The organism is Pseudoalteromonas sp. NCCP-2140, from assembly GCF_023708065.1.
In the GTDB taxonomy this organism is placed as follows: Bacteria; Pseudomonadota; Gammaproteobacteria; order Enterobacterales; family Alteromonadaceae; genus Pseudoalteromonas.
Genome location: NZ_BRCZ01000004.1, coordinates 362,863 through 386,868, shown reverse-complemented (window position 1 = coordinate 386,868; position 24,006 = coordinate 362,863). Strand labels below are relative to the sequence as shown.

Genomic DNA, 24,006 nt, shown 5'->3' with positions numbered 1-24,006 from the left:
TACTAGTTATTCTGCTTAACCACTTAGTTTTAATGGGTGTCTATTTTTGGTGTTCAGCTTATGGTTTTAAATAAAGTGGGTGTCTATTTAATTATCAGCTTTGTAATACCTATTGCTGCTGATTTAATAAAAGACTTTCAATCAAGAGGAGACCTCTGGGAAGCTGATGCTATATATCCTGATAAAGGCTGAGGTTGCACTATATATCATTGAAGAACCCTGAAGATTACGAGTAAATACTAGTCAGGGCTCTAATGCGCTGAGCTTACTTTTTCAGACTTAATGTGCCTGTGCGTTTGGTACTGCTACGCTTCGTTTGATTTTGTTTTGATGAATGTGAATTGCCAGCCTTTGATCTTGATTGACCTTGCTTAGCATCACTGCGTGCTTTTTTCACGTATTTAGAAAAGTCGCGCTTTTTTTCTTCTTCATTGCGTGGCTTTTGCTTAGCACGAGCTTGCGTTGGCTGTTTGTTTTCATCAATCGAACGCTCTTCCGTTTTACCTGAGTCGGCAATTGAGTTATTGATCTCAGCCATTTCTTGTTCGGTTAAATGACGCCACTGCCCTACTTTTAAACCCTTTAGGGTCACGTTCATAATTCGTGTGCGCTTTAGTGTCACCACTTCATAACCTAAATATTCGCACATACGACGTATTTGGCGGTTTAAGCCTTGTGTTAGTACAATGGTAAATTGCTGTGGGCCAGTTTGCTTGACCTTACACTTTTTAGTAACGGTATCGAGGATAGGAATACCGTTTGCCATCTTATTCACGAACTGGCGATTAAGTGGCTTATCAACGGTCACTACGTATTCTTTATCATGATTATTACCAGCGCGAAGAATTTTATTAACGATGTCGCCTTCGTTAGTTAAGAAAATTAAGCCTTCTGAAGGTCTATCCAAGCGTCCGATTGGGAAAATACGCTCTGGGTAATTAACGGCTTTAACAATATTGCTTTGAATTTTTCGCTCTGTTGTACAAGTAATGCCAACAGGTTTGTTATAGGCAATATAAACCAACTTAGGCTTTGCTTTTAAAGGTTTGCCATCTATAAGTACATCATCGGCGTCACTAACTTTTACGCCCATTTCAGGCAAGTTGCCGTTAACAGTAACACGACCTTCTTCAATATATTTATCTGCCTCACGGCGTGAACAAAAACCTGTTTCACTGATAAATTTATTTAATCGCTTTAACTCTGTCATGGCACACTTCTGTCTGGATTTTAAAGCCGCTAGTTTATACCAGAAGCCTTTACCAAGCTAGGTAGAATCTAGGCTCTTTGACTACACTTTTAGTGTTGCGCTGCGTTTTTGGGCCTTTCGCTCAATAAACTATGTAGCGTATCAAAATCGAAGGCGTACTCAGTGCTTTTGCTGTTTTGCAGTAAGAAGGTTTCAAAAGGGATAACCGACCAATCTTTGATGTTTCTTAGCCAGCTGTAACTTTGAATATTGTGCTTTGTGATCACCCCAAGCTGAAACTTAATCTCATCGTGATTTTGCCAATAAGGGTTGCCATTATGATGATCGACCACGCTAATTAAAGCCCATGCTCCCATCATAAAATGCCCGCCAACACTGGCTGTGAGTTTTTGTTGTTCTATTAAGTCTAAATTATCATCAAGCCAATCAATGCCACCTATGAAATAGGCTTTATCTTTTTTACCTTTGACTGCTTCTAGGGCACCTTGCGCCATCAAATCAGATGCACACCAAATCACATTCGTATCTGGGTATCGTTGTAATAATCGGCTCACTTTATTCTCGGCTTCTTGCTTATTCCAACTGGCATACACAACTTGCTCAAGCTCAACATCTTGTTTTCGTAAATAATGAACAAGGCCGTCACTGCGGGTGTCTGACTCTGTGCCATAATGACCATTAATCGCAACAAAGTGAGGCGTTTGTTTTGTATTTATCGCCTCATCAAGTAAGGCTTTGCCAAGTTGCTCACCCGCTTTGAAGTTATCATGAAATACTTCACCTAACCAATACTTAAAGCGCTGACTGGGTTTACCCACTTCGTCACGCTCTACGCCAACAATCGTTTCTTCAAGGGTGATAAAATTCACTTTATGTTGTTCAAGCAAGCTCATTGACTGCTCTGCACCACCTGGGTAATTGATTAAAATTGCGTAATCAGGTTTGGGCTTATATTGCAGGTATTGTTTGAGTTCGGCTAATTGAATGTGGCGATTTCCACCGCCATAAATCGTTGTGAGAGAAACATTATTTTGCTTGGCAGCAACCTGCATCACATTAGTCACTTTTTGCCAAAACAAATCAGTTTTAACTGAGGGGTTAACTAACAGCACAGAGAGTTGCTCGCCAGCATAAAGTGGTGAACAGCAAAGCAATGTAAAAACCAACAAGCAAACTCGCATTACCACTCCGCTTTGTTTTTCTTTGATTGTAGTATACGAGGAATTATCTAGACAATTTTCGCCAAATTAATTCACACGGACCATGTGTAAAATACTGACTATACACTTTACAAAAAAACAATTGAAAAACAAGCACAACAGCAATGACCAACCAATAATCCATGCGATCAAAATTAAGTGCTGCGGTTGGGTATGCGACTTTAAAAAACAGAATAAAAATCACTGTTTGCATTAGATATAGCGTTAATGACATGCGACCGGCTTGCTGTAGCAATAACCAGTTACAGGGGGAGTTTTTAACTATTTTCACAATGATGTGGCAATAACAAATGGCCATAGCTAAAGCAGCAAGCCAATTAATTGGTTCAGCAACCGCGTACATGAATACACTTTGGTCAGGCTCTATCATCAACCTTAGAGCCGTTAAACTTATCGCTGCAGCAGTAATCAACTTAAGCTGAGAGTGTGTTAAACCTTGAACAAATACCCCTTGTTTATATAAATAAACGCCCACCAGCATTAACCCTGCAGCCATCCACATTGTGATGAGTGGCACAGCAATAAGCATTATTATAAAAATCAAGAAGTTACTGACAAACCCTGCAAAATAAGAAGAATAAGCCGCGTCATATGCCATTAAAAAACTCTCAGAGCTTCTCGTTACAGGGCTAAACTCTGGCTCTATAAAGGAGAGTAAAAATGAAATGAAGGCACCAAGAAGTAAAAACAGCATGCCCATACGCAGTATTTTTTCGTCATCTTGCTGGCTAAATTTAAGCGTTAACCAGCCTGCACAAGAATAAATAAACAAAATATCGCCAGCCCACAATAAAAAACCATGGGCAAGGCCTATAAAAGCCAAAACTTTTAGTCGCCTATGTTGCTTCTCGACGCTTTGCCAAAGCTGCCATTGAATAACTAAAGACGCACCAAATAACAAGCAAAAAAGGCTCCTAAAGCGCCCATCAATAAAAGCAGTATTAAAAATGTGAATTAGTGAATCTGAAAATGGTGGTGTAGCACTTGGGGTATAATCGTACTCGAACACGGCAAAAGTGTAGATATTCATAAACATCAAGCCGAGTACTGCAATACCCCGTAAAACATCCATATTTATATTGCGCATAAATCCCTTATAGGTTTTGTCTGCAGCTATCGCTCCAATTTACCGCATTTTCGTATATCTTGGGAAGGTCAGCACTTTCAATACTTAGATAGGCAACAGCCTGTTCGAGTGCCCACCAACTGCCAGTTTCGTAAGCTTTGACGGTTTCTAGTATGTAATAGAGGATATTTTTTTCTTGCATGAGAGCAGCATGAATTTCGTCAGGAAACGGCAATCGATCCAATAGCTTTTCCATTGGCTGATCTAATATGGCATCGAGTAATGAAAACAGCCCCGTTAAAAATGCCTCACCAGTTTGTTGCTTAGCAACACGCTGCGCTATTAATTCGCAAAAGCGCGCTCTAACAACACAAAGCCGAGTAAGCTCGGCTGGTTTTGACTGGGCACTGTGGGCAGTAATAATTAGGCTAACAAACTTTTTCAGTCGTTCATGGCCTAAATATACAAGCGCTTGTTTTAGAGAGCCAATTTTGCTTTTAATAGGAAACACGCCGCTATTAATTAAGCGCAGCAATTTATAGGCAAGTGCGGTATCTAACGAGAACAAGCCCGCAATTTCGCTTATATTTGGGTCTGGGCGCATGACTTCAGCATAAATTGATAATACCAGTGCGTAGTTGTAATCAATATCACGATGCTGAATCATTTTAGGTTTAGCAAAGAAATAACCTTGGAAAAAATCAAAGCCCATTTTATAAGCTTTGTCGTAATCATCGGCTGTTTCAAGCTTTTCTGCCAAAAGCTTTATTTTTTTATGTTTTTTAAGCTTATTTACAACAGGGGCAATTTCTTCAAAGGGTGTTTGCTGTACATCAAACTTGATAAGACGAATAAGTTTTAAAAAGCGATCCCACTCAGGTTGGTAGACAAAATCATCCAGTGCCAACTTGTAGTTGTTGTGAAAAAGCTCGCGACAATATTCGTAATTTTCGTCGGTAGGTTCCATGGTTTCGAGTAACTCAATCACCACATCTTGAGTTGGCAAAAACGCGCAAAGGTCCAGCTTCAAAGACTCTGGACCTATATTAATTAATGCTTTTTTGCCCGACGTAATATGACGGGTACCTAAATTGAGCTGGTTTTCCATAATCAGCCGAGCCGTTGCCGTACTCTCTGACACATCAGGAAAACTATTTTTTAAACTATCTCTAAATAGTAGCTCATAGGCGACAACTTGTTGACGACGATTAAAGACCGCTTGCCTAGCAACAAATACAGCCACTTTACCTACTTTTTATATTTTATCTCACACTAAGTAATTAATAGCTGAAATTGACAAAAAAGTCACTTAATTACCATGAATCACGCATTTTTTATTGATATAAGCCTGATAAATAGCCTTCTGCAACGGATTGCCACGTAAAACGGGCATTTTTAGCCTGTTCACATATTGCACACCATTGTTCTGGTTGTGATTTTTTAAGCTCAAGCGCATCGCTAAAACTAGTAACAAGTTCGTAGCTTTGTGATACTAAGCTCTCACCTTGAAAACTAAAACCACTCACATGATGCTCTACCGTATCACGCAAACCACCCACCCCGTGGACTAAACATGGCTGACCTGCTCGCATTGCTAACATCTGACTGATACCACATGGCTCAAACGAACTTGGCATTAAAAATAAATCGCCTAAGTGATACATATATTCGCCAACAAAATGTGCGTACCCTTTTAAAAATAGCAGGTTTTCTTGGCGAGCCATAACCGATGTCATAATTTGCTCAAGTTCAGCATCCCCTGAGCCTAAAATAATCATATAGCCGTTATGTTGTTTTAAGCGCTGACACAACTCATCTAACACCAGTCCTTTATCAAAAGGCTGGCGAAGTAACAGTGCTTTTTGGTCCGTTAAACGGCCCACACTGGTTACTAATGGCCCTGAAAACGGCTGAGTTTTAAATTTAAGTAAGCGTTGATGCGCTAAGTAATAACTTGAATCTAAGACCGGACTTTTTGCCATCCATTGAAATAATGCATTTTCGGCATGTTGATAAAGGCTCGCTAAACTAATGTCCTCAAGCTTCATTCCAGGGTATTCGCAACCATTAAGAATGCCCACTACGCGGCCTTGTTCATAAGCAGCTTGTAGGTCAGCTTCAAGCCCCTCACCACCAAAGAAGCCTTTTTCTGCATCACTAGGGCGCAATACTTCTTGGCAATAAGTTGGCGATACAAGATGAACTTTATCCACTAGATTAATTGCGCTGCGCATTGGGTTAAAACAATCAAAATAACGTGGATCGCATAACCGTTCGCCGTTATAACCTAGACTTGGGAACCAGGCTTCAAGGCTTGAGCTATCGCCTTTGAAAGGGCGTATCCCTTGCAATGCAAGGTTATGTACTGTGTAAGCTAAAAATAAGTGCGATAGTTTTTTATAGCGGCTGTCTGTTTTTAGTAATAGAGCAACACAAGCACTGTGCCAATCATGTAAATGCACAACATCCGGCGTGCGGATAAGCCCTTGTAATAAAGCTTCACAAACAGCAGCATTAAAAAGAGCAAACTTACTTGCATCGGTTGCAAAGGGGCGGCCTGGTTCATCATTACAATAAACAGCACCATTATGGCGACTAAATTCCCAATGAGATATAAGCAGTTGCGTTACACCTTCATCACTTTGAGCGAGCTTCCACACATCCATTTTTTGCATTTGACCTGCAAATGGCACATGTACTACACCTATGTGATGACGCTCTAAATAATCAAAGCCATAATCAGGGATCACCACATCAACAGTAAGGCCTTTTTCTACTAACGCTTTAGGGCAATCTCTAACAACATCCGCTACACCACCGACTTTTGCATTCGGTAATGCATCATTCTCTGCAGCTACCATCAATACATGCATGCTTTGCAGTACTCCATAAAACTGTTATACCAATCAGCAATAATACTTAATTAAGCGAATTGGTATTATTCAAATATAAATAAGGGAGGGACATGCCCTCCCTTTTTCATTTAACGCGATTGCTTAAGCAAGTCGTTTATTATCTTGCTCTTGTTGTTTTAACTTTTTTGCAAGTTCATTCAACATATCACGAGTTACCAACACAATCCCTTTTTTCGAGACTCTAAAGCCATTTTCTTTGTCAGCTTTGTGATCGTAGCCAATTTCTAGGCCTGCTGGGATCTCACAATTACGGTCAATAATAGCACGCCTAATTCGGCAATTTCGCTGTATTTTCGCACCAGGTAAAATCACAGACTCTTCAATTTCACAGAATGAGTGAACATATACATTCGAGAACAGCAGTGACTTTTTAACTTTAGAGCCAGAGATAATACAGCCACCCGAAACTGTTGAATCAACAGCCATTCCACGTCTGTCATCATCATCAAAAATAAACTTAGCAGGTGGTAACTGCTCCTGATAAGTCCAGATTGGCCATTTTGGATCATAAAGATCAAGCTGAGGCTCTGGCATTACCAGCTCCATGTTAGCTTCCCAGAATGAATCAAGCGTACCCACATCGCGCCAGTATGGTTGACCATCTGTGTTAGAGTCTCTAAACGGATATGCAAACACGTTATGCTCTTCGATGATAGCTGGGATGATATCGTGACCGAAATCACGGCCTGAGCCTTCCGTTTCTGCGTCTTTTTTCAATTGTTCAAATAAGAACTCAGTATTGAAAATATAGTTACCCATTGATGCTAAGCAGGTTCCTGGTTTACCCGGTACAGACGTTGGCTCAGCAGGCTTTTCATCAAAACGACGGACACGATTGCTTTCATCAACCGTCATTACACCAAATGTATCTGCAGCTTCTTCGCAAGGTACTTCAATACAACAAACCGTCATATCAGCACCTGTCTCAACATGTTTTGCCAACAAACCGCCGTAGTCCATACAATATACATGGTCACCAGAGAGGATCATGACATACTTAGGCAGTTCATGACGGATGATATCCATATTTTGGAATACCGCATCAGCTGTACCGCAATACCACTCGTCACCATATCGCTGAGATGCAGGTAAAATCTCTACAGATTCACCCAATTCTTTCTTAAAGTGACCCCATGCACGGTTTACGTGACGAATTAACGAGTGCGACTTATATTGAGTAGCAATACCAACTCGACGAATACCTGAATTAATACAATTCGACAATGGAAAGTCGATTATTCGGTGTTTACCACCAAAATAGACTGCTGGTTTAGCACGCCAGTCTGTTAATTCATGTAAACGTGAGCCACGTCCACCGGCAAGAATTAGGGCATACGTTTCTCTGGTTAAACTACTTATGTATCGGTTTGCATAACTTGGCATAACTCTCTCCGTCTTAAGCTAGCTGCTTTTCTTCTGTGTGTTTTGCTGTGCACTAGTGTCCAGTAATGGCTCCAAATGCCAGATATCTTCACTGTATTGACTAATGGTTCTATCGCTCGAAAACATGCCACTGGCTGCAGTATTCAAAATACTCATTTTGGTCCAGTGAGCAGTGTCTAAGTAGGCTTGTTCAACTTGCTCTTGCGCTTCTACAAAGCTGGCAAAATCATGAGCAACTAACCATGGATCGTGCGGGCTCTTAATCGCCGCAATAATGTCGTCAAATAAATTAGGCTCAAACAAATTGAAGTGACCGCTCTCAAGTAATTGCATTACTTTATAGAGGCTGTCAGTTTGGTGAATAATCTGCTCAGGATTATAGTGCGCTTTGATATCATCAATTTGCTCTGCACGTGCACCAAATAAGAAGAAGTTGTCAGCACCCACAGCATCACGAATTTCGATGTTAGCGCCATCTAACGTACCTATAGTCAATGCGCCGTTCATCATGAACTTCATGTTACCTGTGCCAGATGCTTCTTTACCTGCTGTAGAAATTTGCTCAGATAAATCCGTCGCTGGGCAAATAGTTTCCATTGCTGTCACGTTGTAATTAGGTAAAAAAGCAACTCTTAAATACGGTTTAGCAAGCGGATCTTTGTTGATCACTTCTGCTACGTTATTAATTAACTTAATAATTTTCTTCGCCATGTAGTAACCTGGTGCAGCTTTGCCGCCCAATAGCACACAACGAGGAACAATGTTTGCTGTATCGCCTTGGCGAATACGGTCGTAAAGGTGTATAACGTGCAATACGTTTAATAGCTGACGCTTATATTCGTGAATACGTTTCACTTGCACGTCAAACATCATTTCGGCATCAAACTCTACGCCACAGCGGTTTTTCACTAACTCAACAAGGCGTTGCTTATTGCTGTGTTTTACAGCTTGCCATTGTTTATGGAATTTAGGGTCGTCATATAAACGACGTACCTGACTAACTTTACTAAAGTCTGCAACCCATTCATCACCAATATGTTGATTAAGCAGTTTAGCCAACTCAGGGTTACAATGTGCTAACCAACGACGAGGTGTTACACCATTGGTTTTGTTGTTGAATTTTTCAGGCCATAGCTGATAAAACTCATTGAATAGGCCCGCTTTAAGTAGCTCAGTGTGAAGTGCAGCTACACCATTCACCGAATAGCTACCAACAATCGCTAAATATGCCATGCGAATTTGTGGCTCAGGGCCTTCTTCGATAAGCGACAGCGCACGTTGTTTTTCAACATCACCTGGCCATGCTAACGCAACTTCAGCGAGGAAACGTGCATTGATTTCGTAGATAATTTCTAAAATACGCGGCAATAATCGAGCAAATAAAGATACTGACCACTTCTCTAATGCTTCAGGAAGTAAAGTGTGGTTTGTATAGGCCATGGTCTTAGTCGTGATAGACCAAGCTTCTTGCCAATCTAGCTCATACTCATCAACCAAAATACGCATAAGCTCAGCGACAGCAATACTTGGATGTGTATCGTTTAATTGAAAAACATGGTAATCAGCAAAATCAGAGAAGTCTTCGCCATGTTTGCTAACCCACGTGTCAATAATGTCTTGTAAGCTCGCTGATGATAAGAAGTACTGCTGACGTAAACGCAGTTCTTTACCGTTCTCACTGCTGTCATTCGGGTAAAGAACCATGGTAATTTGTTCAGCTAAGTTTTTACGCGCTACTGCTTCTGAGTAACTACCCGCATTAAATTCGCTCAAATCAAATTCGTCTGTTGCTTCTGATTTCCATAAACGTAAGGTATTTACAATATCATTCTTGTAACCCGGAATTGGCACATCATAAGGCACAGCTAAAACATCATGAGAATCTAGCCATTGACGGTGCTCACGACCATATTTATCAGTATAACTTTCAACATGACCAAAGAATTTTACGCGCTTTGATTGCTCAGGTGCACTTAGTTCCCACGGGTGTCCCTCACGTAGCCAGTTATCTGGTTGTTCAATTTGATGACCATTTTCAATAGCTTGATTAAACATGCCGTATTCATAGCGAATACCATAACCAACCACAGGTAGTGCAAGGCTTGCACAGCTATCTAAGAAGCATGCAGCTAAGCGCCCTAAACCACCATTACCAAGGCCTGCATCGTGCTCAGCCTCAGCAACTTGCTCGAGCTCTGTGCAGTATTCTTGTAACGCTTTAGCGACTTGCTCATCTAAGTCTAAGTTCAAAATCGCATTACCAAGAGCACGCCCCATTAAAAACTCAAGTGATAAGTAAGCTGTTTTACGGCGTTTTTGTTCATGGATTTGCTGTTTGGTCACACGGCAACGAGCAACTAATCGGTCACGAATAGTTAATGCTAATGCATGGTATAAATACAGCTGTGATTTACCCACTTTGTCACGCCCAAGGGTGTAATAAAAATGGCGTGATAAGTCATCATCTAGTGTACTTTCATCAACTGTAGGCGCATCCTGCCAGCCCTTTACAATACATACTTGATCGGCATTTTTAGCCATGATTTAGATCCTCTGAATTGGCGGTAAAAACCCAGCTGCTCATTGCAGCAATCTGGTGTTCCTTATCAACAAATTGTGTCGACATAGGATGAATGCTGGTCAGTGCTAACTGCCACTTTCCTTTATCTAAACTAGGAAGTTGGCACGTTACCGGCTCTGATCCTGCATTTAATATGATCAATAAAGCTTGATTTGTATGCTTGTCGGTCAGGCTGTATATCAACACTTGGCGATCACCTTGATGCCAATCGTCTTGTTGCATATTGGAGCCTGATTCGGTGAACCACGCGACTTCATAACGTGGGTCATTATCGTGAACAAAAAAGCGGTGTTTAAAAATGCTGAACTGCTTACGAATGCGCAGTACATCGTCAATAAATCGAGTTAGAGGATGACTGAATTGAGAGTCTTTCCATGCAAGCCAGCTTGTACGATTGTTTTGACAATAGGCGTTGTTGTTACCGCCTTGTGAGTGTGCCATTTCGCTTCCTAATGAAAGCATAGGCACGCCTTTAGAAAGTAACAAAGTTAACAGCATATTTTTTTGTTGTTGTAAGCGTAATTTGCTCACTTGTGGATCGTTGGTAAACCCTTCGACACCACAATTGAATGAGTGATTGCCACTGTGGCCATCACGATTTTGCTCACCATTGGCTTCGTTGTGTTTATGCTCGTAGCTGACTAAATCAGCAAGCGTGAAGCCATCATGACTGGTGATGAAATTAATACTGTTAAGTGGCCCACGTAGGTTGTGCTCAAACAAGTCAAACGAACCATGTAAACGTTTTGCAAGCTCTCCAATTACGCCCTGCTCTTGTTTCCAAAAGCGTCTTATCGTATCGCGATACTTATCATTCCATTCACGCCAAGGCGCAGGAAAAGCCCCTAATTGGTATCCACCGGGGCCAATATCCCACGGCTCTGCAATCAGTTTAACTTGGCTTAGTACTGGGTCTTGATTAATCGCTTGGAAAAACGCATGCGCCTGATTAAAACCATTTGGGTTACGCGCTAAAATGGTCGCTAAGTCAAAACGAAAGCCATCGACTCCCATCACTTCAACCCAATAACGCAAGCTATCAAGTACCAGCTGTAAAGAGCGAGGCGAATCAATATTTACGGTGTTACCACAGCCGGTATCATTAATATAATGCTGGGGTTTATCAGCAACGGTGCGGTAGTAACCTAGATTGTCTAAGCCACGTAGCGACAAGATAGGTCCATCTGTGCCCGCCTCTGCAGTGTGGTTATAAACCACATCGAGTATTACTTCGATATCTGCTTTGTGAAGCGCCGCCACCATTTCTTGAAACTCGCTAATATCATCATTAACCAGATACTCTTTATGCGGTGTAAAGAAATTAAGTGTGTTGTAGCCCCAGTAGTTTTGTAAGCCTTTGGCTGTTAAAAACTGCTCACTGATAAAAGCATGAACGGGTAATAACTCTAAGCAAGTCACACCAATAGTACGTAGATGTTCAATAAAGCTAGGGTGGCTTAAACCTAAAAATTTACCTTGTAACGGTTTTGGGATCTCAGGGTGGCGGCATGTTGCACCAACCACATGACACTCATAAATAACCGTTTTTCCCCAGCAATGATTGGGTTTTTTACCTGTGTAAGGTGCCAGTTCACGGACACGTGATTTTGGCATATCAATGGCATTATTAACCTGACTTAACTTTCCTACAGGCATTTGCCCATAGTGACGTTCACTCCAGGTAAACTCACCATACAAATCTCGAGCATACGGGTCTAACAGCAATTTGTGATTATTAAAAAATAGTCCTTTTTCGGGTGCGTACTCACCATCAGCCCGAAAGCCATACAAGGCGCCACTTTTCAAAGGGCTCACTTTCAGTGTCCAGATGCCACCTTCGTTCATATGCATCGCAAGGGTAAGAATTTCTGAATGACCGCTGCTATCAAATAAGCACAGAGACATATGTTGTGCTTGTGGTGCGTACACAGCAAAGTTTACGCCCTCACCAACAACAGACGCCCCTAAAGGTGAGCTCACACCGACTTCTAGTTCGACACTATGACTCATCGCTCACCTTCTTAAGGTAAATTGTCGCAAGGCCAGGCAAAGAAACACTAATACTTTGATTAAAGCCATGACTTTCTTTCGCTTGGCTTACAATTATTTGCTCTGCATGATTAGTTGCTTCAACGCCGGAACCAAAATAATCCTCTTTGTCGGTATTCAAAATAACTTGATAGGTACCAGCTTTTGGCACACCAATCACGTAGTCGTGATACACCTGCGGCGTTAAATTACAGATCACCACCACAAAATCTTCAGCTTTTTTTGCATAGCGAATAAAGCTAAACATACTTTGCTCAGCATTATTGCTATCAAGCCACGCAAAACCCGCAGGGCTGGTATCCTGCTCGTATAAAGCTGGCGTGCTAGTGTATACAGCATTTAAATCTTTAATCGTTTGCTGCATGCCTCTGTGGCTAATATGTTCAAGTAAATGCCAATCAAGCGATTGGTCGTGATTCCACTCTTTACGCTGGGCGATTTCTGCACCCATAAACAATAATTTTTTACCTGGATGCGCCCACATAAAGGCATAGTATGCACGTAAATTTGCAAACTTTTGCCAGTCGTCCCCTGGCATTTTTTCAATTAATGAGCCTTTACCATGCACCACTTCATCATGGCTAAGCGGTAGAATGTAATTCTCACTGTAGGCGTAAACCATCGAAAACGTCATTTCATGGTGGTGATGCGAACGGTAAATGGAATCGCGCTGCATATAATGCAAACTGTCGTTCATCCAGCCCATGTTCCACTTATAACCAAAACCTAAACCATCATGGTCTACTTGGCGCGTAACACCTGGCCATGCTGTTGACTCTTCGGCCACCATCATAATGCCCGGATTTTTTGCATAGCAGCGCATATTGACTTGTTTTAAGCACTCAATGGCGCCTAAGTTTTCTCTGCCACCGAATTGATTTGCAACCCATTGCCCTTCTTCACGGCTATAGTCTAGATAAAGCATTGAGGCAACCGCATCAACGCGTAAACCATCAATGCCAAATTCATGCAGCCAATACATTGCATTCGCAATTAGGAAGCTACGAACCTCTGCGCGATCATAATTGTAGATATAGGTATTCCAATCAGGGTGAAAACCTTGCCTAACATCAGCATGTTCGTATAGATGGGTGCCATCAAAACGATGTAAACCATGAGGATCACTCGGGAAATGACCTGGTACCCAGTCAAGAATAAGGCCAATATCGGCTTCGTGACATTGCTCGACGAAGTAAACAAAATCTTCAAAGCTGCCATAGCGACTGGTCGGGGCAAACAATCCAACAGGTTGATAACCCCAAGAACCATCAAATGGGTACTCGCTGATTGGCATTAATTGTAGATGCGTAAAACCGAGCTCTTTTGTGTAAGGAATAAGATTATCAGCAAGTTCACGCCATGTGAGATAACGCTCGCCATCATCTCTTCTTTGCCAAGAACCCGCATGCACTTCATAAATACTAACAGGCGCATCAATACTGTTTCGTTTTGCACGATTTGCTAATGCCTTTTCAGAAAGCTGAATACCTGTTTTTAGCTTTTGTAGTACTGACGCCGTACCCGGTGCTTGTTGCATCTTAAACGCAAAGGGATCGGCTTTATCAAGCACTTCTCCTGTTAGAGTGGTGATAGCAAATTTATAGCATTGATGCTCTTTAAGCCCAGGAATAAATAACTCCCATACCCCACTGGCAGGATGAAAACGCATAAAATGACGATTACGCTGCCAATAGTTAAATTCACCAATAACCGATACACTACTGGCATTCGGCGCCCACACTGTAAAGCGAACACCATCAACGCCTTGTTGAGTCACAAAATGTGCACCAAAATGTTGATACGCATGCTCTAAACTGCCTTCATTAAACAGATACATTGCCTGTTCATCTAAGCTGCTTTCAAAGCTGTACTCATCGTATTGTTGATGAGTAAATTCATTGCTATAGCTAACATCTAGCTGGTAGTCAGGCTTAGTTTTTGATTTGATATTTGCGATAAATAAATGACTATCACCTTGTTGCTGCGCAACGATTTTTTCTGTACCAAGCAGAATCGAAACACTGCTTGCGCCAGGCAAAAAGCAACGAATTTCATAGCTTGTAGGGCCACTTTTATGCGCTCCAAGAAAGCTGAAAGGATCTCTAAAACAACCACTGGCTAATGCATCGATTTGTTTTTGATAAATAACAGGTTGTGCACTTTGCTCTTGACGAACACGACTTCGCATTATTGATTCCTTATCGAAATTAAATTGGCTAAGAATGACTGTTGCGCTTCGATAATCTGCGCCGCTGGACGCGACAATAAACGCCGCCAATTTGGGTACTCTTTATCAGTACCGGGGATATTTACAGGCAGTATTTGCTGATCTAAGTCATCTATTTGAATAGTAAATAGCTTTGCTGGTGCTGCCGCTAATGAGGATGCTAACGCTTCATAAACCGTAAAGGCATCTGTTTCTAACGATAAATGCTGGTTTGACTCTCGTGCGATAAAATTAAGCATACGATGCTTTTCAATGTTTCTCGCATCGAATTGAGCCCGAGTTTGCTCATCATCAAGCAAACCATATTGTTGTTTAATCGTAATATCATGGCCAATCCACCAGCCTTTGAATGGTGGTACGTCATGGTTGGCTATCATTAAAAGACTATGAGGAGCAAAATGCTCAGCCGCTAAAAACTCACCTTGGTGGTCCTTTTCAAAGTAAAACAACCCGTTTGAATAGATTGCACTTGCTTTTAGTGCTTCACGCACTTCATTAGGTACAACACCTAAATCTTCGCCAATCACCACACATTGATTGAGGTGAGATTCAATCTTTAGAATTGCTAATAGTTGTTCAAAGGGATAATAGACATAACAACCATCTTGCTGGGAGTTATTTTCAAAACACCACCAAAGTCGGCGTATCGCCATAACATGGTCAATTCTAAGACCACCAACATCTTCCATATTGGCGCGGATAAGTGAGCGATAAAAAGCAAAATTGTCTTTACTTAACTTTTGTGGATTAAGTGCCGGTAAGCCCCAATTCTGACCATGTTCAGCCCAAGGGTCTGGCGGAGCTCCAACATGTGCATTTTCGGCAAATAATTCATTTTGGCTCTTGAACTCACTACCATCACCTGCACAGCCAACGGCTAAGTCATTAATAAGGCCAATTGCCATACCACTGTCACGGGCAGCTTGCTGGCAGATATTTAATTGAAGGTGAGCTTGCCATTGTAAATAGCTAGCATAATCACGGTCCCCAACCAACATAGTTGCAAGACTGTGTTTATGGGTTTCACAAAAACGAGTGAACTGCTGTTTTCGCTCTGCTGAGCCAAATTCACAAAAGTGTTGATATAAACAGCTAAACACTTGATATTTAAAGTCACTAACTGATGTATAATCAATGTAAGTCGCATCGGTTTGCGGTTTATCCGCTAACAATTTAATAAGTGCATTATTATTTTTGGCGTCTTCGCATAATGACACTGCAATATACAGCGGGTTCAATAACGCTCGGCTATTTGGACTATAGGGACTAGCCCTCTCTGGGCTGTGTTCAAACAGTAAATGCAGTGGATTAAGCAACACATAATCCATATTTTTAGTCGCCGCTGCTTTAATAAGCTTTGTTAAGTCAGCGAAGTCACCAATTCCTAACCCCTCTTCATTGCATAAGCTATAAAGCTGAATGGATAAGCCCAAACGCTTTTTGTCATCAATAGAGAAGCTTTCTTTAGGTGTGATCCATAGCTGACTGTGAGATTGCTGATCTGCCACAGTAATGAGCGCATCATGATAACCAATTGGCATTTCTGGGACTGGTAAAGCAAGCTCAAGATAACGAATACCGTTTAGACCATAGTCACCAAGAATAGCTAAGCCTTGAAGATTTTCACGGGTAAATTTAATATCCAAAGAAGGCACGCTTAGAGTACATGAGCGTGATAACAAACGCTCATCAACGCGCACTTTCAAAATTGGGTGGTGTGCCTCAATAATACTTGTATGAGGCAACAAATTCAGCCAAGTACCTGCATCTAATGCAAAATTAAGTTGATTAATTGCATCATTATCTTGGATATCTATGCCACAACAACTAAGCGCCTGCCTGCGTGTACTTTCATCGAAAATAACATGCTCACCAGTGTATTTAGTATATTCATAGCCTATGCCATGCAGGTAATATAACTGCGAAAGTGACTGCATCAAAACACCTAAGCGCGTTGGGTATTAACAATGCTGTTATCAGTACCAAAACCATTAGGAATATAACCATCAGCTTGGTGGTCGTTATCCCATGTTTCGCCATTGATTAAGTAACGGAAGTGGAATTCTTGATCAAGCGGTAAGCGCTGTTTGCATTTGAACACTTGTTCTTTCTTATTAAACTTCATAGGCACTGGCTGCCAATCTGTAAACTCAGCAACTAATTGCACTTCATCAGCGTCAGGGTGTTGGAATTCAAAGGTAACTTCGGTTTCGTCTTTAGTTTTAAAAAAACGTTTACTTAACATAGTGGGCTCCAATTCAACCAATTGGTAAATTAATCCTTGCCACAGTACCGCATTCAACGACTCATTAAGCGGAAGCTGTGCGTTCCAGGTATCAAAACTTGTTTACTAAACACCAAGTTCGTATCTAGTAAATCAAACCTATATTTACGCATTATGACAGTGCAATTGTTTGTTTTTCGCACCAATAAAGTGCAAAAAACAAACAAAACCTACAACAATCATATTGCTGTATTATTACGAGCAATAACTGAACCAAGTTGATAATAAAATATACTTTATTTTCAGTACCTTTTTTATCAGCTATCATCGCAACTTATAAAAAGTAGATAACAATTTAGGTTGGGTAAAGTGAATAAAATTGAAGTGATAAATTAGAGTAAACACACTAAAAGAGACACTACTTTATTTTCCAAATAACACATTGCCAATAATCTACAAAAAATAATACCTTTATTCTTTTTGTATAGAACTAAAAGCCAGATAAAACACCTTTCAATTCTTAGTGATTATTAACTCTCACATACAAACTAAAAGCAATTTAACCTTTAAACCAACCGTCAATTAAAACTCCAATTAACGCTTTTAAAAACTATCCCAATACAAATATAAAAACAATAAGTATAATAGCGTAAATATAAATAAAAACCCCAGCCAACAAAACAAGGGAAGCGCTACTTTTTAGCTGTGTGATAGCAAATTTGTCTTACAGTAACATTTATGAAAAAAGAGCTTTTCTCTTTAAAAAGGCGCAGATCCACTACTCTCAAAGAATAATAGCGAAAAACATAAAATATAATTACAAACATCTAATTAATAAAGAAAAAGCAAAGGGTTAGCTTTCTAACCAAAAATCAAAATGTGGATTTAACTTATTAAATCAACTAAAGCTAGCTATCGTTTGTTTGATTAACTTTCTAAATTATTACTTAGGAAAAAGCAATAAAACAACATAAAAGTAGTAATCGTTTTTTTCAATATAAATACATTTACCTACAAAGCTAACGCTAAACACTATGAATTTTCACATTCCGTTATCATCCAAACCCCAAAGTATGAGAAAGGCTTTGTCTATCTCAGTCACACGCAATATACTAACTTCATTCACTGGTGAGGTTTTATGGTAAAACAATAACACCATAACGGTAGTAATTTATGGCCAATGCTCTTCGAATTTTATCTATAAGTATTATAACGTTAATAGCTTTTATATATGGCTTAAATATCTTTTTGACTAAACAGGTCAATGATTTGGTATACGCCCCTAAAGGCATTGAAATGTTTAGCTTTGCACAAGAGCAAGTAAATGTTGTTGCTGCTCCTTGGTATAATATTGTTTTAAGCGGCCAGCACTTAATTTACAGTGACGATACCGCTTACATTGTGATTCAAACAACTGCCGACTCTGTGATAACAGCCAGCGCTTCAGATCTTGTATTACTCACGTTACTAGCGCCTGTTAACATTATCATGCTGTTATTACTTGCATTAGCTGTCAGCTGGCTAGTAAATTTAAGATTTCAAAATAGTCAGGAAAAATACACTCTCAAAGTACTCAATAGTCAAGCTATAGAGTTACTCACTAGTCTAAATATAGCAGCTGGTATAACTCCTAAAAAGCATAGCCAACTTGAACAATTACAGACAAATTTTCAATCCCTGAATACATACATTACTAATTACACTCGTGAATCTGAAGTCAGTATTTATCTGGATAAGTTGACGCATTTAATCGACCGCCATGCGTATATCGAGCATCTAGCTAAACAGCTGCGGCTTGCAGAAGTGGAGCAGTTTAGCTGCGCATTACTATTTATTGATTTAGATGGCTTTAAACAAGTTAATGATTCATTTGGACACAGTTTTGGTGATGATGTATTAATCCAAGTAGCGACGCGTTTAAGCAATGTTTTACGCCATCATAAAATTAGTAATTTATCTCCAATAAGCCAGTTAGAACAAAACTTAGCACGTCTTGGAGGTGATGAATTTTCAATATTCATTAACTTAAAAGATGATAGAAACAAAGCATTAGAAGTTGCGCAAAATGTATTACAAGAAATTGAACGTGACTTTGTATTAGGAAATAAATTAATTAAAATTAGTGCCAGCATTGGTATCGCTGTGTACCCAGATAGCGCTTCCACCCCGCAAGCATTACTGCAAATGGCTGACGTTGCCATGTACCGCGCCAAAACAGATGGTCGTGGCATTTTTAAAGTCTATTCTCCTGAAATGGGCATAAAGATTCGACGCTATCATTACTTGCTAGAGGAAATGCGTCTTGCCATTGCTAGCAGTAATTTTCACATGTCTTTTCAACCGATTGTACACGTCGACGATTGTGCCATTGATTATTTTGAAGCGTTAGTTCGCTGGGATCACCCAGTTGAAGGCTCAATTACGCCTGACGAATTTATACCCATTGCCGAAGAATCAAACTTAATACTAGAGCTCGGTGATTGGATTATGCTTGAGTCATGTAGACAGATGTCGGCTTGGTACAATGCCGGAATGAAAAAAGTCGCTATTTCTGTGAATATATCTGGCGTGCAATTAAAGCATTACGATATTTATGAGTGGGTCATGGAGAAACTTGCCAAAACAGGGCTGCCTGCAAAAGCATTAATGCTGGAAATAACCGAATCAACCTTAATTAAGGCCAGTAATAAAATTATTCAATCATTAGAAAAACTTAGGAGAGAAGGTATAACCATTGCGATTGACGATTTTGGCACAGGCTTCAGCTCATTAAGTACTCTTGCAGACTTACCTATTGATGTCATTAAACTTGATAAACTATTTGTTTCACAAGCTAACGACAACCTTAAATACAATGAAATCATGCATTCAATCAGCGAGCTTGGCAGTAAACTTGGTCTGAAAGTAGTGGCCGAAGGAGTTGAAGAGGTAGCCCAATTTGAATTAGTAAAATCAATGGGTATTAATTGTATCCAAGGCTATTTGGTCAGTCACCCTGAGTCTTCAGTTAATGTTGGCCATAAAGTGTTGCAAGATAATATCAACTTTATGTCTGTCACTGGAACAGGGGTTTGGAATATACAGCAACCGCTTAAGTAAGTTATAATAATCACATTATCCAAAGCCACTTCATTGTTAATGTTAAAAAAAAGCTTACTTACGGTTTTTATCTTGTCAGTCACCATTATTGGAATACTGGTAGGCTCTTCTATTTATACCCTTTACAGCAAAAAACGCTTAACTGTGGACCCAAAACTTAGAGAAATCTCCGGTATTGAATTTGATAAGTTCAATCGACTTTGGGCTATTAATGACAGTGGCGACCTACCTAAGCTCTATCGCCTTAATGAAGATGGCTCTATAGCGAAAGAAATTTTAGTTACCAATGCTAAAAATATTGACTGGGAAGACATGACACAAAACAAATTTGGTCACTTCTTCTTAGGGGATTTTGGCAATAATAAAAACGATAGAAAATGGTTAACCATTTATAAAATAGAGAACCCTATCGACATCAAAAGTGACACCACAGAAGCAGAAATAATCAAGTTCACTTATCCTGAAATGGATGGCAGCCCAATTCAACCTGATCAACGTAATTTTGATTTAGAAGCCTTTGTAGCCCTTGGCCGACACCTCTACTTATTTACTAAAAATCGCACTGAGCCATTTGATGGTATTACAAAAGTGTATAAAGTTGGCGATCATGCGGCTAACTTTGATGCACAATTAATAGATTCGTTTCAAACTTGCACCACAATGGAAAAACTTTGTTGGATCACATCTGCAGCTCTGAGCCCTGATAGAACCAAGTTAGTTCTACTAGATTCAACCAGCATTTGGTTATTTGAAAATTATCAAGGTGATAAGTTTTTTTCCGGTGATGTATCGCGCATTGACTTAGGCATTGTTACGCAAAAAGAAGCAATCACTTTTTACGATGACAACACAATTGTTTTTACAGACGAAGAGTTTAAAGGCATTGGCGGTAATGCCTATGTGATAAAGCTCGATGAAGTCGAAAAGAAAGTCATTCGCAAAGCGCCAAAAACCAATCAATAAGCCAGCGCATTATTTAGAGAGCGCTTTTTCGACATCTACACCTAAAATCAGCACTCCCATGTGCTGATTCTCCTTATCGAATATGGGCACGCTAAACTGCACCTGAAAGTGTTTAGTCGATTCATCAAATTCCACTGTATCAATGTAATAGTCATCATCTTGCTGGTACATATTTAAAAATTTGGCTTCATCACCCTGCCAATAGTCAGTTGTGACTTCACTAATAATGACATTTTTACCTTGTTTATCGCTGACGATTATTTCTGTAATCACACCTTGCATCTGCTTTTGCCATACTTGTAAGAATTGTGAACCTTCAAGTTTTAAGTAGCGCTCTGCCAGTATAGATGTATTGTCACGGACTTGTTGTGCCCACTGATGATCAAGCTGTTCTAGATCTTGCTGCGCGAGTGGTTGCTGATTACTTTTAATTACTGCTTGCTGCACCTGTTCTGAATTCGCTAATTGCTGTATTTTTTCTAAAAGTCCTTGCACTAAAGTAAGTTTTTCAATTTTTGACAATACAAAGGGGCTTTGTGAGCAACTACTTATGTGACTGTTAAAGGCATTTAAAAAGTCAGGAAACTCCTCGAGTGTTTTATTTGCTGCAAATAAACCCAAAGGCACATAACGATAGAATGTTTGCGTGTATTCATCTGGCTTTATCTGTAACTGCACAGCATTGAACTCAAACTCTTCTAAATCAAGCAAGATTCTATCTACCCGTTGCTTTTTAAATACTTTTATAAGCTCTTGCGTGGTGTTAACTTCGACTTCAATTTTCCGATTTGTTAATTGATACCAATCGGCCTGATGACTCCCTCTTACGACGCCATAACGAAGCTCGTGTTCAGCTATTGAAGCTGAATCTGCATGAGTAAACCAGTACCAGTTTTCTAAAAACATCGGGGCAGAAAGCTCACCATACTCTTGCATTTGTGATAACAGGTTTGCGGTAAAGTAACCATCGAGCCGATTTAGCTGCACTTCCCTTTTAGCCCTTAACCAAGGTAAATTCTGCAAGTGAAATGGCACATTAATTTGCTTGAAAATACATTCAACATGCGTAATTGCGTTGTGTGGTGCGTTAATTGGTAAGTTAGTACCTAACTGAAAAGGCTGAGCTACAGTGAGTGACAGCAATAATGAAGCAAGCATCAATACAAGCCTAAATAACTAACGAGTAACAGTTATTATAGACAAAAGAAGCGGTTTTACCTGATTAAGGGTTAACGCTTAAACTTCGTTTCTAAAATCACCGACGACGTTGTTCGCTCTACGCCATCTAAATTACCAATGTCATCTAATAAGTGGCTCAGCTTTTCAAGGTTTTGTGCTTGCACAACAGCAATCAAATCAAATTCACCACTAATTGCGTAGAGCTGTGAAATAGCATCAATCTGCTTTAGTTCAAGGTTCGTTTTGGTGGTCAGTTTTTGTTTCACTTTAATCGAAACGTGGGCCGATACCATTTGGCTCAAATAGGCGTCACCATAGTCTACGCTGTAGCCTTTGATCACACCTGTTTCTTCTAATTTCAACATTCTGCTTTGAACAGTTGAGCGCGATAAATTAAGCGCTCTCGCTAGGTCAGAAATACTCGCACGCGCGTTGGTTCTTAAGATAGCTAATAGTTTTTCATCTTGTGAAGTTATCACTTTGACTACTCTTTTCGTTAATTTGCTTTTTATTTTAGTCATTTTTCACAAAATAGCACTGCAAATTTAAGTCCCTAACCCAGATAATAAGAAAAATAGATAAGAAAAATAATCTAATCGTGCTTAATTAGGCAGGAACGGCTTAACTGACCTATTTTTTGCAATTTAACTTTTTTCATACTAAGCCAGATTTAGGTGCAACAAATGCAAGTAACAAGAGAACTTTTTAACGACGTAATGGTACCAAACTACAACCCATCAGAGGTGATTCCTGTTCGCGGAGAAGGCTCACGTGTGTGGGATCAAAACGGTAAAGAATTTATCGATTTTGCAGGTGGTATTGCCGTTAATTGTTTAGGCCATTGTCACCCAGCGCTTGTCAATGCCCTAAAAGAGCAAGGCGAAAAAATTTGGCACTTATCAAACGTAATGACTAACGAGCCTGCACTTCGCTTAGCTAAAAAGTTAACTGACGCTACATTTGCAGATAAAGTGTATTTTGCAAACTCAGGTGCAGAAGCTAACGAAGCGGCATTAAAATTAGCGCGTCGTTGGGCATTAGATGTACACGGCGAGCAAAAGAACCAAATCATCGCGTTTAACAAAGGTTTCCACGGTCGTACATTCTTCACTGTTACCGTAGGTGGTCAAGCTGCTTACTCAGATGGTTTCGGCCCTAAGCCTGCTGCTGTAGATCACTGTGATTATAACGATTTAGCTGCGTTTGAAGCGCTTATCAGCGACAACACATGTGCCGTGATGATGGAGCCACTACAAGGTGAAGGCGGCATCATTTCGCCAACGAGCGATTTTATCAAAGGTGTTCGCGCATTATGTGATAAACACAATGCTTTACTTATTTTTGATGAAGTACAAACAGGCGTTGGCCGTACAGGTGATTTATACGCATACCAAGGTTTAGATGTAACGCCAGACATCCTAACTACAGCAAAAGCGTTAGGCGGTGGTTTCCCAATTGGTGCGATGATCACAACAACTAGCATTGCAGAGCATTTAAAAGTAGGCACACATGGTTCAACTTACGGTGGTAACCCACTTGCATGTGCTGTAGCAGAAGCGGCTTTTGATACTGTGAATAGCGAAGAAGTACTTGCTGGTGTTAAAGAGCGTGAACAACTTTTACGCGATGGCTTTGCAGCAATCAACGAAAAATACGACGTATTTAGTGAAGTACGTGGTAAAGGTCTATTATTAGGTGCGGTTCTTAACAGCAAATTCGAAGGCCGTGCACGTGACTTCCTAGTAGCAAGCACTAAACACGGTTTAATGAGCCTTGTTGCTGGTACAAACGTTGTGCGCTTTACGCCATCTTTAGTGATTCCATTAGAGGATATCAAAGAAGGTTTAGCTCGCTTTGAAAAAGCGGTTGCAGACGTTGTAAACGGTTAAT

General features: G+C 40.2%; 17 protein-coding genes. 4 read left to right on the top strand and 13 right to left on the bottom strand.

Annotation, left to right across the window (positions count from 1 at the left end; translation table 11 throughout):
* Positions 1–60 precede the first annotated feature (60 nt).
* The gene (locus NFU46_RS20475) at positions 61–192 is read left to right on the top strand and encodes a hypothetical protein (protein WP_285835542.1); all 132 of its coding nucleotides are present in this window, start codon (positions 61–63) and stop codon (positions 190–192) included.
* 73 nt (positions 193–265) lie between these two features.
* Here the strand turns inward: NFU46_RS20475 and rluF are convergent, their stop codons facing one another.
* The 11 genes from rluF to NFU46_RS10780 form a co-directional block, all read right to left on the bottom strand.
* Positions 266–1,210: a 23S rRNA pseudouridine(2604) synthase RluF gene (rluF, locus tag NFU46_RS10830; RefSeq protein ID WP_251601766.1), complete on the bottom strand. Its 945-nt coding sequence runs from the start codon at positions 1,208–1,210 to the stop codon at positions 266–268.
* 89 nt (positions 1,211–1,299) lie between these two features.
* Positions 1,300–2,391, bottom strand: coding sequence for an ABC transporter substrate-binding protein (locus NFU46_RS10825; RefSeq protein WP_251601764.1), 1,092 nt, complete (start codon positions 2,389–2,391; stop codon positions 1,300–1,302).
* A gap of 43 nt (positions 2,392–2,434) precedes the next feature.
* Positions 2,435–3,517: a DUF418 domain-containing protein gene (locus NFU46_RS10820; RefSeq protein ID WP_251601762.1), complete on the bottom strand. Its 1,083-nt coding sequence runs from the start codon at positions 3,515–3,517 to the stop codon at positions 2,435–2,437.
* Positions 3,518–3,524: 7 nt separating this feature from the next.
* A complete protein-coding gene (locus NFU46_RS10815; RefSeq protein ID WP_054562379.1) occupies positions 3,525–4,739 on the bottom strand; it encodes an EAL and HDOD domain-containing protein in 1,215 nt (404 codons plus the stop codon).
* A gap of 91 nt (positions 4,740–4,830) precedes the next feature.
* A complete protein-coding gene (locus NFU46_RS10810; RefSeq protein ID WP_251601760.1) occupies positions 4,831–6,369 on the bottom strand; it encodes a glycogen synthase in 1,539 nt (512 codons plus the stop codon).
* A 123-nt stretch (positions 6,370–6,492) separates the two neighbouring features.
* Positions 6,493–7,794 carry a glucose-1-phosphate adenylyltransferase gene (gene glgC / locus NFU46_RS10805; protein WP_054562381.1) on the bottom strand — a complete coding sequence of 434 codons (1,302 nt, stop codon included), beginning with the start codon at positions 7,792–7,794 and terminating at the stop codon, positions 6,493–6,495.
* 18 nt (positions 7,795–7,812) lie between these two features.
* Positions 7,813–10,335, bottom strand: coding sequence for a glycogen/starch/alpha-glucan phosphorylase (locus NFU46_RS10800; protein WP_054562382.1), 2,523 nt, complete (start codon positions 10,333–10,335; stop codon positions 7,813–7,815).
* Positions 10,328–12,385: a glycogen debranching protein GlgX gene (glgX, locus tag NFU46_RS10795; RefSeq protein WP_251601758.1), complete on the bottom strand. Its 2,058-nt coding sequence runs from the start codon at positions 12,383–12,385 to the stop codon at positions 10,328–10,330. The genes NFU46_RS10800 and glgX overlap by 8 nt, the downstream gene beginning before the upstream one ends.
* Positions 12,375–14,612 (bottom strand): 1,4-alpha-glucan branching protein GlgB, encoded by a 2,238-nt coding sequence (gene glgB / locus NFU46_RS10790; RefSeq protein WP_251601756.1) that lies wholly within the window; start codon positions 14,610–14,612, stop codon positions 12,375–12,377. The genes glgX and glgB overlap by 11 nt, the downstream gene beginning before the upstream one ends.
* Entirely contained in the window at positions 14,612–16,588 is a 1,977-nt protein-coding gene (gene malQ, locus NFU46_RS10785) for a 4-alpha-glucanotransferase (RefSeq protein ID WP_251601754.1), read from the bottom strand. Before malQ ends, glgB begins: the two co-directional genes overlap by 1 nt.
* An 8-nt stretch (positions 16,589–16,596) precedes the next feature.
* Positions 16,597–16,896, bottom strand: a complete 300-nt coding sequence (locus tag NFU46_RS10780) for an isoamylase early set domain-containing protein (RefSeq protein ID WP_175080160.1) — start codon at positions 16,894–16,896, stop codon at positions 16,597–16,599.
* Positions 16,897–18,048: 1,152 nt separating this feature from the next.
* On the opposite strand from NFU46_RS10780, the gene NFU46_RS10775 reads away from it, so the two are divergent.
* Both NFU46_RS10775 and NFU46_RS10770 read left to right on the top strand, forming a co-directional pair.
* Positions 18,049–19,974, top strand: a complete 1,926-nt coding sequence (locus tag NFU46_RS10775) for a bifunctional diguanylate cyclase/phosphodiesterase (RefSeq protein ID WP_251601752.1) — start codon at positions 18,049–18,051, stop codon at positions 19,972–19,974.
* Between the two features lie 39 nt (positions 19,975–20,013).
* The gene (locus tag NFU46_RS10770) at positions 20,014–20,937 is read left to right on the top strand and encodes a hypothetical protein (RefSeq protein WP_251601750.1); all 924 of its coding nucleotides are present in this window, start codon (positions 20,014–20,016) and stop codon (positions 20,935–20,937) included.
* Between the two features lie 9 nt (positions 20,938–20,946).
* Here NFU46_RS10770 and NFU46_RS10765 read toward each other — a convergent pair whose 3' ends face one another.
* Both NFU46_RS10765 and NFU46_RS10760 read right to left on the bottom strand, forming a co-directional pair.
* Positions 20,947–22,095, bottom strand: coding sequence for a cellulose-binding family II protein (locus NFU46_RS10765; RefSeq protein ID WP_251601748.1), 1,149 nt, complete (start codon positions 22,093–22,095; stop codon positions 20,947–20,949).
* A 71-nt stretch (positions 22,096–22,166) separates the two neighbouring features.
* On the bottom strand, positions 22,167–22,595 hold the full coding sequence (locus NFU46_RS10760) for an Lrp/AsnC family transcriptional regulator (RefSeq protein WP_054554593.1): 429 nt from the start codon (positions 22,593–22,595) through the stop codon (positions 22,167–22,169).
* A gap of 204 nt (positions 22,596–22,799) precedes the next feature.
* Between NFU46_RS10760 and NFU46_RS10755 the strand changes: the two genes are divergently transcribed.
* Complete coding sequence (locus NFU46_RS10755) at positions 22,800–24,005, top strand: aspartate aminotransferase family protein (protein WP_175080164.1); 1,206 nt, start codon at positions 22,800–22,802, stop codon at positions 24,003–24,005.
* Position 24,006 lies beyond the last annotated feature (1 nt).

Coding starts and splice junctions, on each gene's coding strand:
- NFU46_RS20475 (WP_285835542.1), top strand. CDS start 61: ATGGTTTTAAATAAAGTGGGTGTCTATTTAATTATCAGCTTTGTAATA.
- rluF (WP_251601766.1), bottom strand. CDS start 1,210: ATGACAGAGTTAAAGCGATTAAATAAATTTATCAGTGAAACAGGTTTT.
- NFU46_RS10825 (WP_251601764.1), bottom strand. CDS start 2,391: ATGCGAGTTTGCTTGTTGGTTTTTACATTGCTTTGCTGTTCACCACTT.
- NFU46_RS10820 (WP_251601762.1), bottom strand. CDS start 3,517: ATGCGCAATATAAATATGGATGTTTTACGGGGTATTGCAGTACTCGGC.
- NFU46_RS10810 (WP_251601760.1), bottom strand. CDS start 6,369: ATGCATGTATTGATGGTAGCTGCAGAGAATGATGCATTACCGAATGCA.
- glgC (WP_054562381.1), bottom strand. CDS start 7,794: ATGCCAAGTTATGCAAACCGATACATAAGTAGTTTAACCAGAGAAACG.
- NFU46_RS10800 (WP_054562382.1), bottom strand. CDS start 10,335: ATGGCTAAAAATGCCGATCAAGTATGTATTGTAAAGGGCTGGCAGGAT.
- glgX (WP_251601758.1), bottom strand. CDS start 12,385: ATGAGTCATAGTGTCGAACTAGAAGTCGGTGTGAGCTCACCTTTAGGG.
- glgB (WP_251601756.1), bottom strand. CDS start 14,612: ATGCGAAGTCGTGTTCGTCAAGAGCAAAGTGCACAACCTGTTATTTAT.
- malQ (WP_251601754.1), bottom strand. CDS start 16,588: ATGCAGTCACTTTCGCAGTTATATTACCTGCATGGCATAGGCTATGAA.
- NFU46_RS10780 (WP_175080160.1), bottom strand. CDS start 16,896: ATGTTAAGTAAACGTTTTTTTAAAACTAAAGACGAAACCGAAGTTACC.
- NFU46_RS10775 (WP_251601752.1), top strand. CDS start 18,049: ATGGCCAATGCTCTTCGAATTTTATCTATAAGTATTATAACGTTAATA.
- NFU46_RS10770 (WP_251601750.1), top strand. CDS start 20,014: ATGTTAAAAAAAAGCTTACTTACGGTTTTTATCTTGTCAGTCACCATT.
- NFU46_RS10765 (WP_251601748.1), bottom strand. CDS start 22,095: ATGCTTGCTTCATTATTGCTGTCACTCACTGTAGCTCAGCCTTTTCAG.
- NFU46_RS10755 (WP_175080164.1), top strand. CDS start 22,800: ATGCAAGTAACAAGAGAACTTTTTAACGACGTAATGGTACCAAACTAC.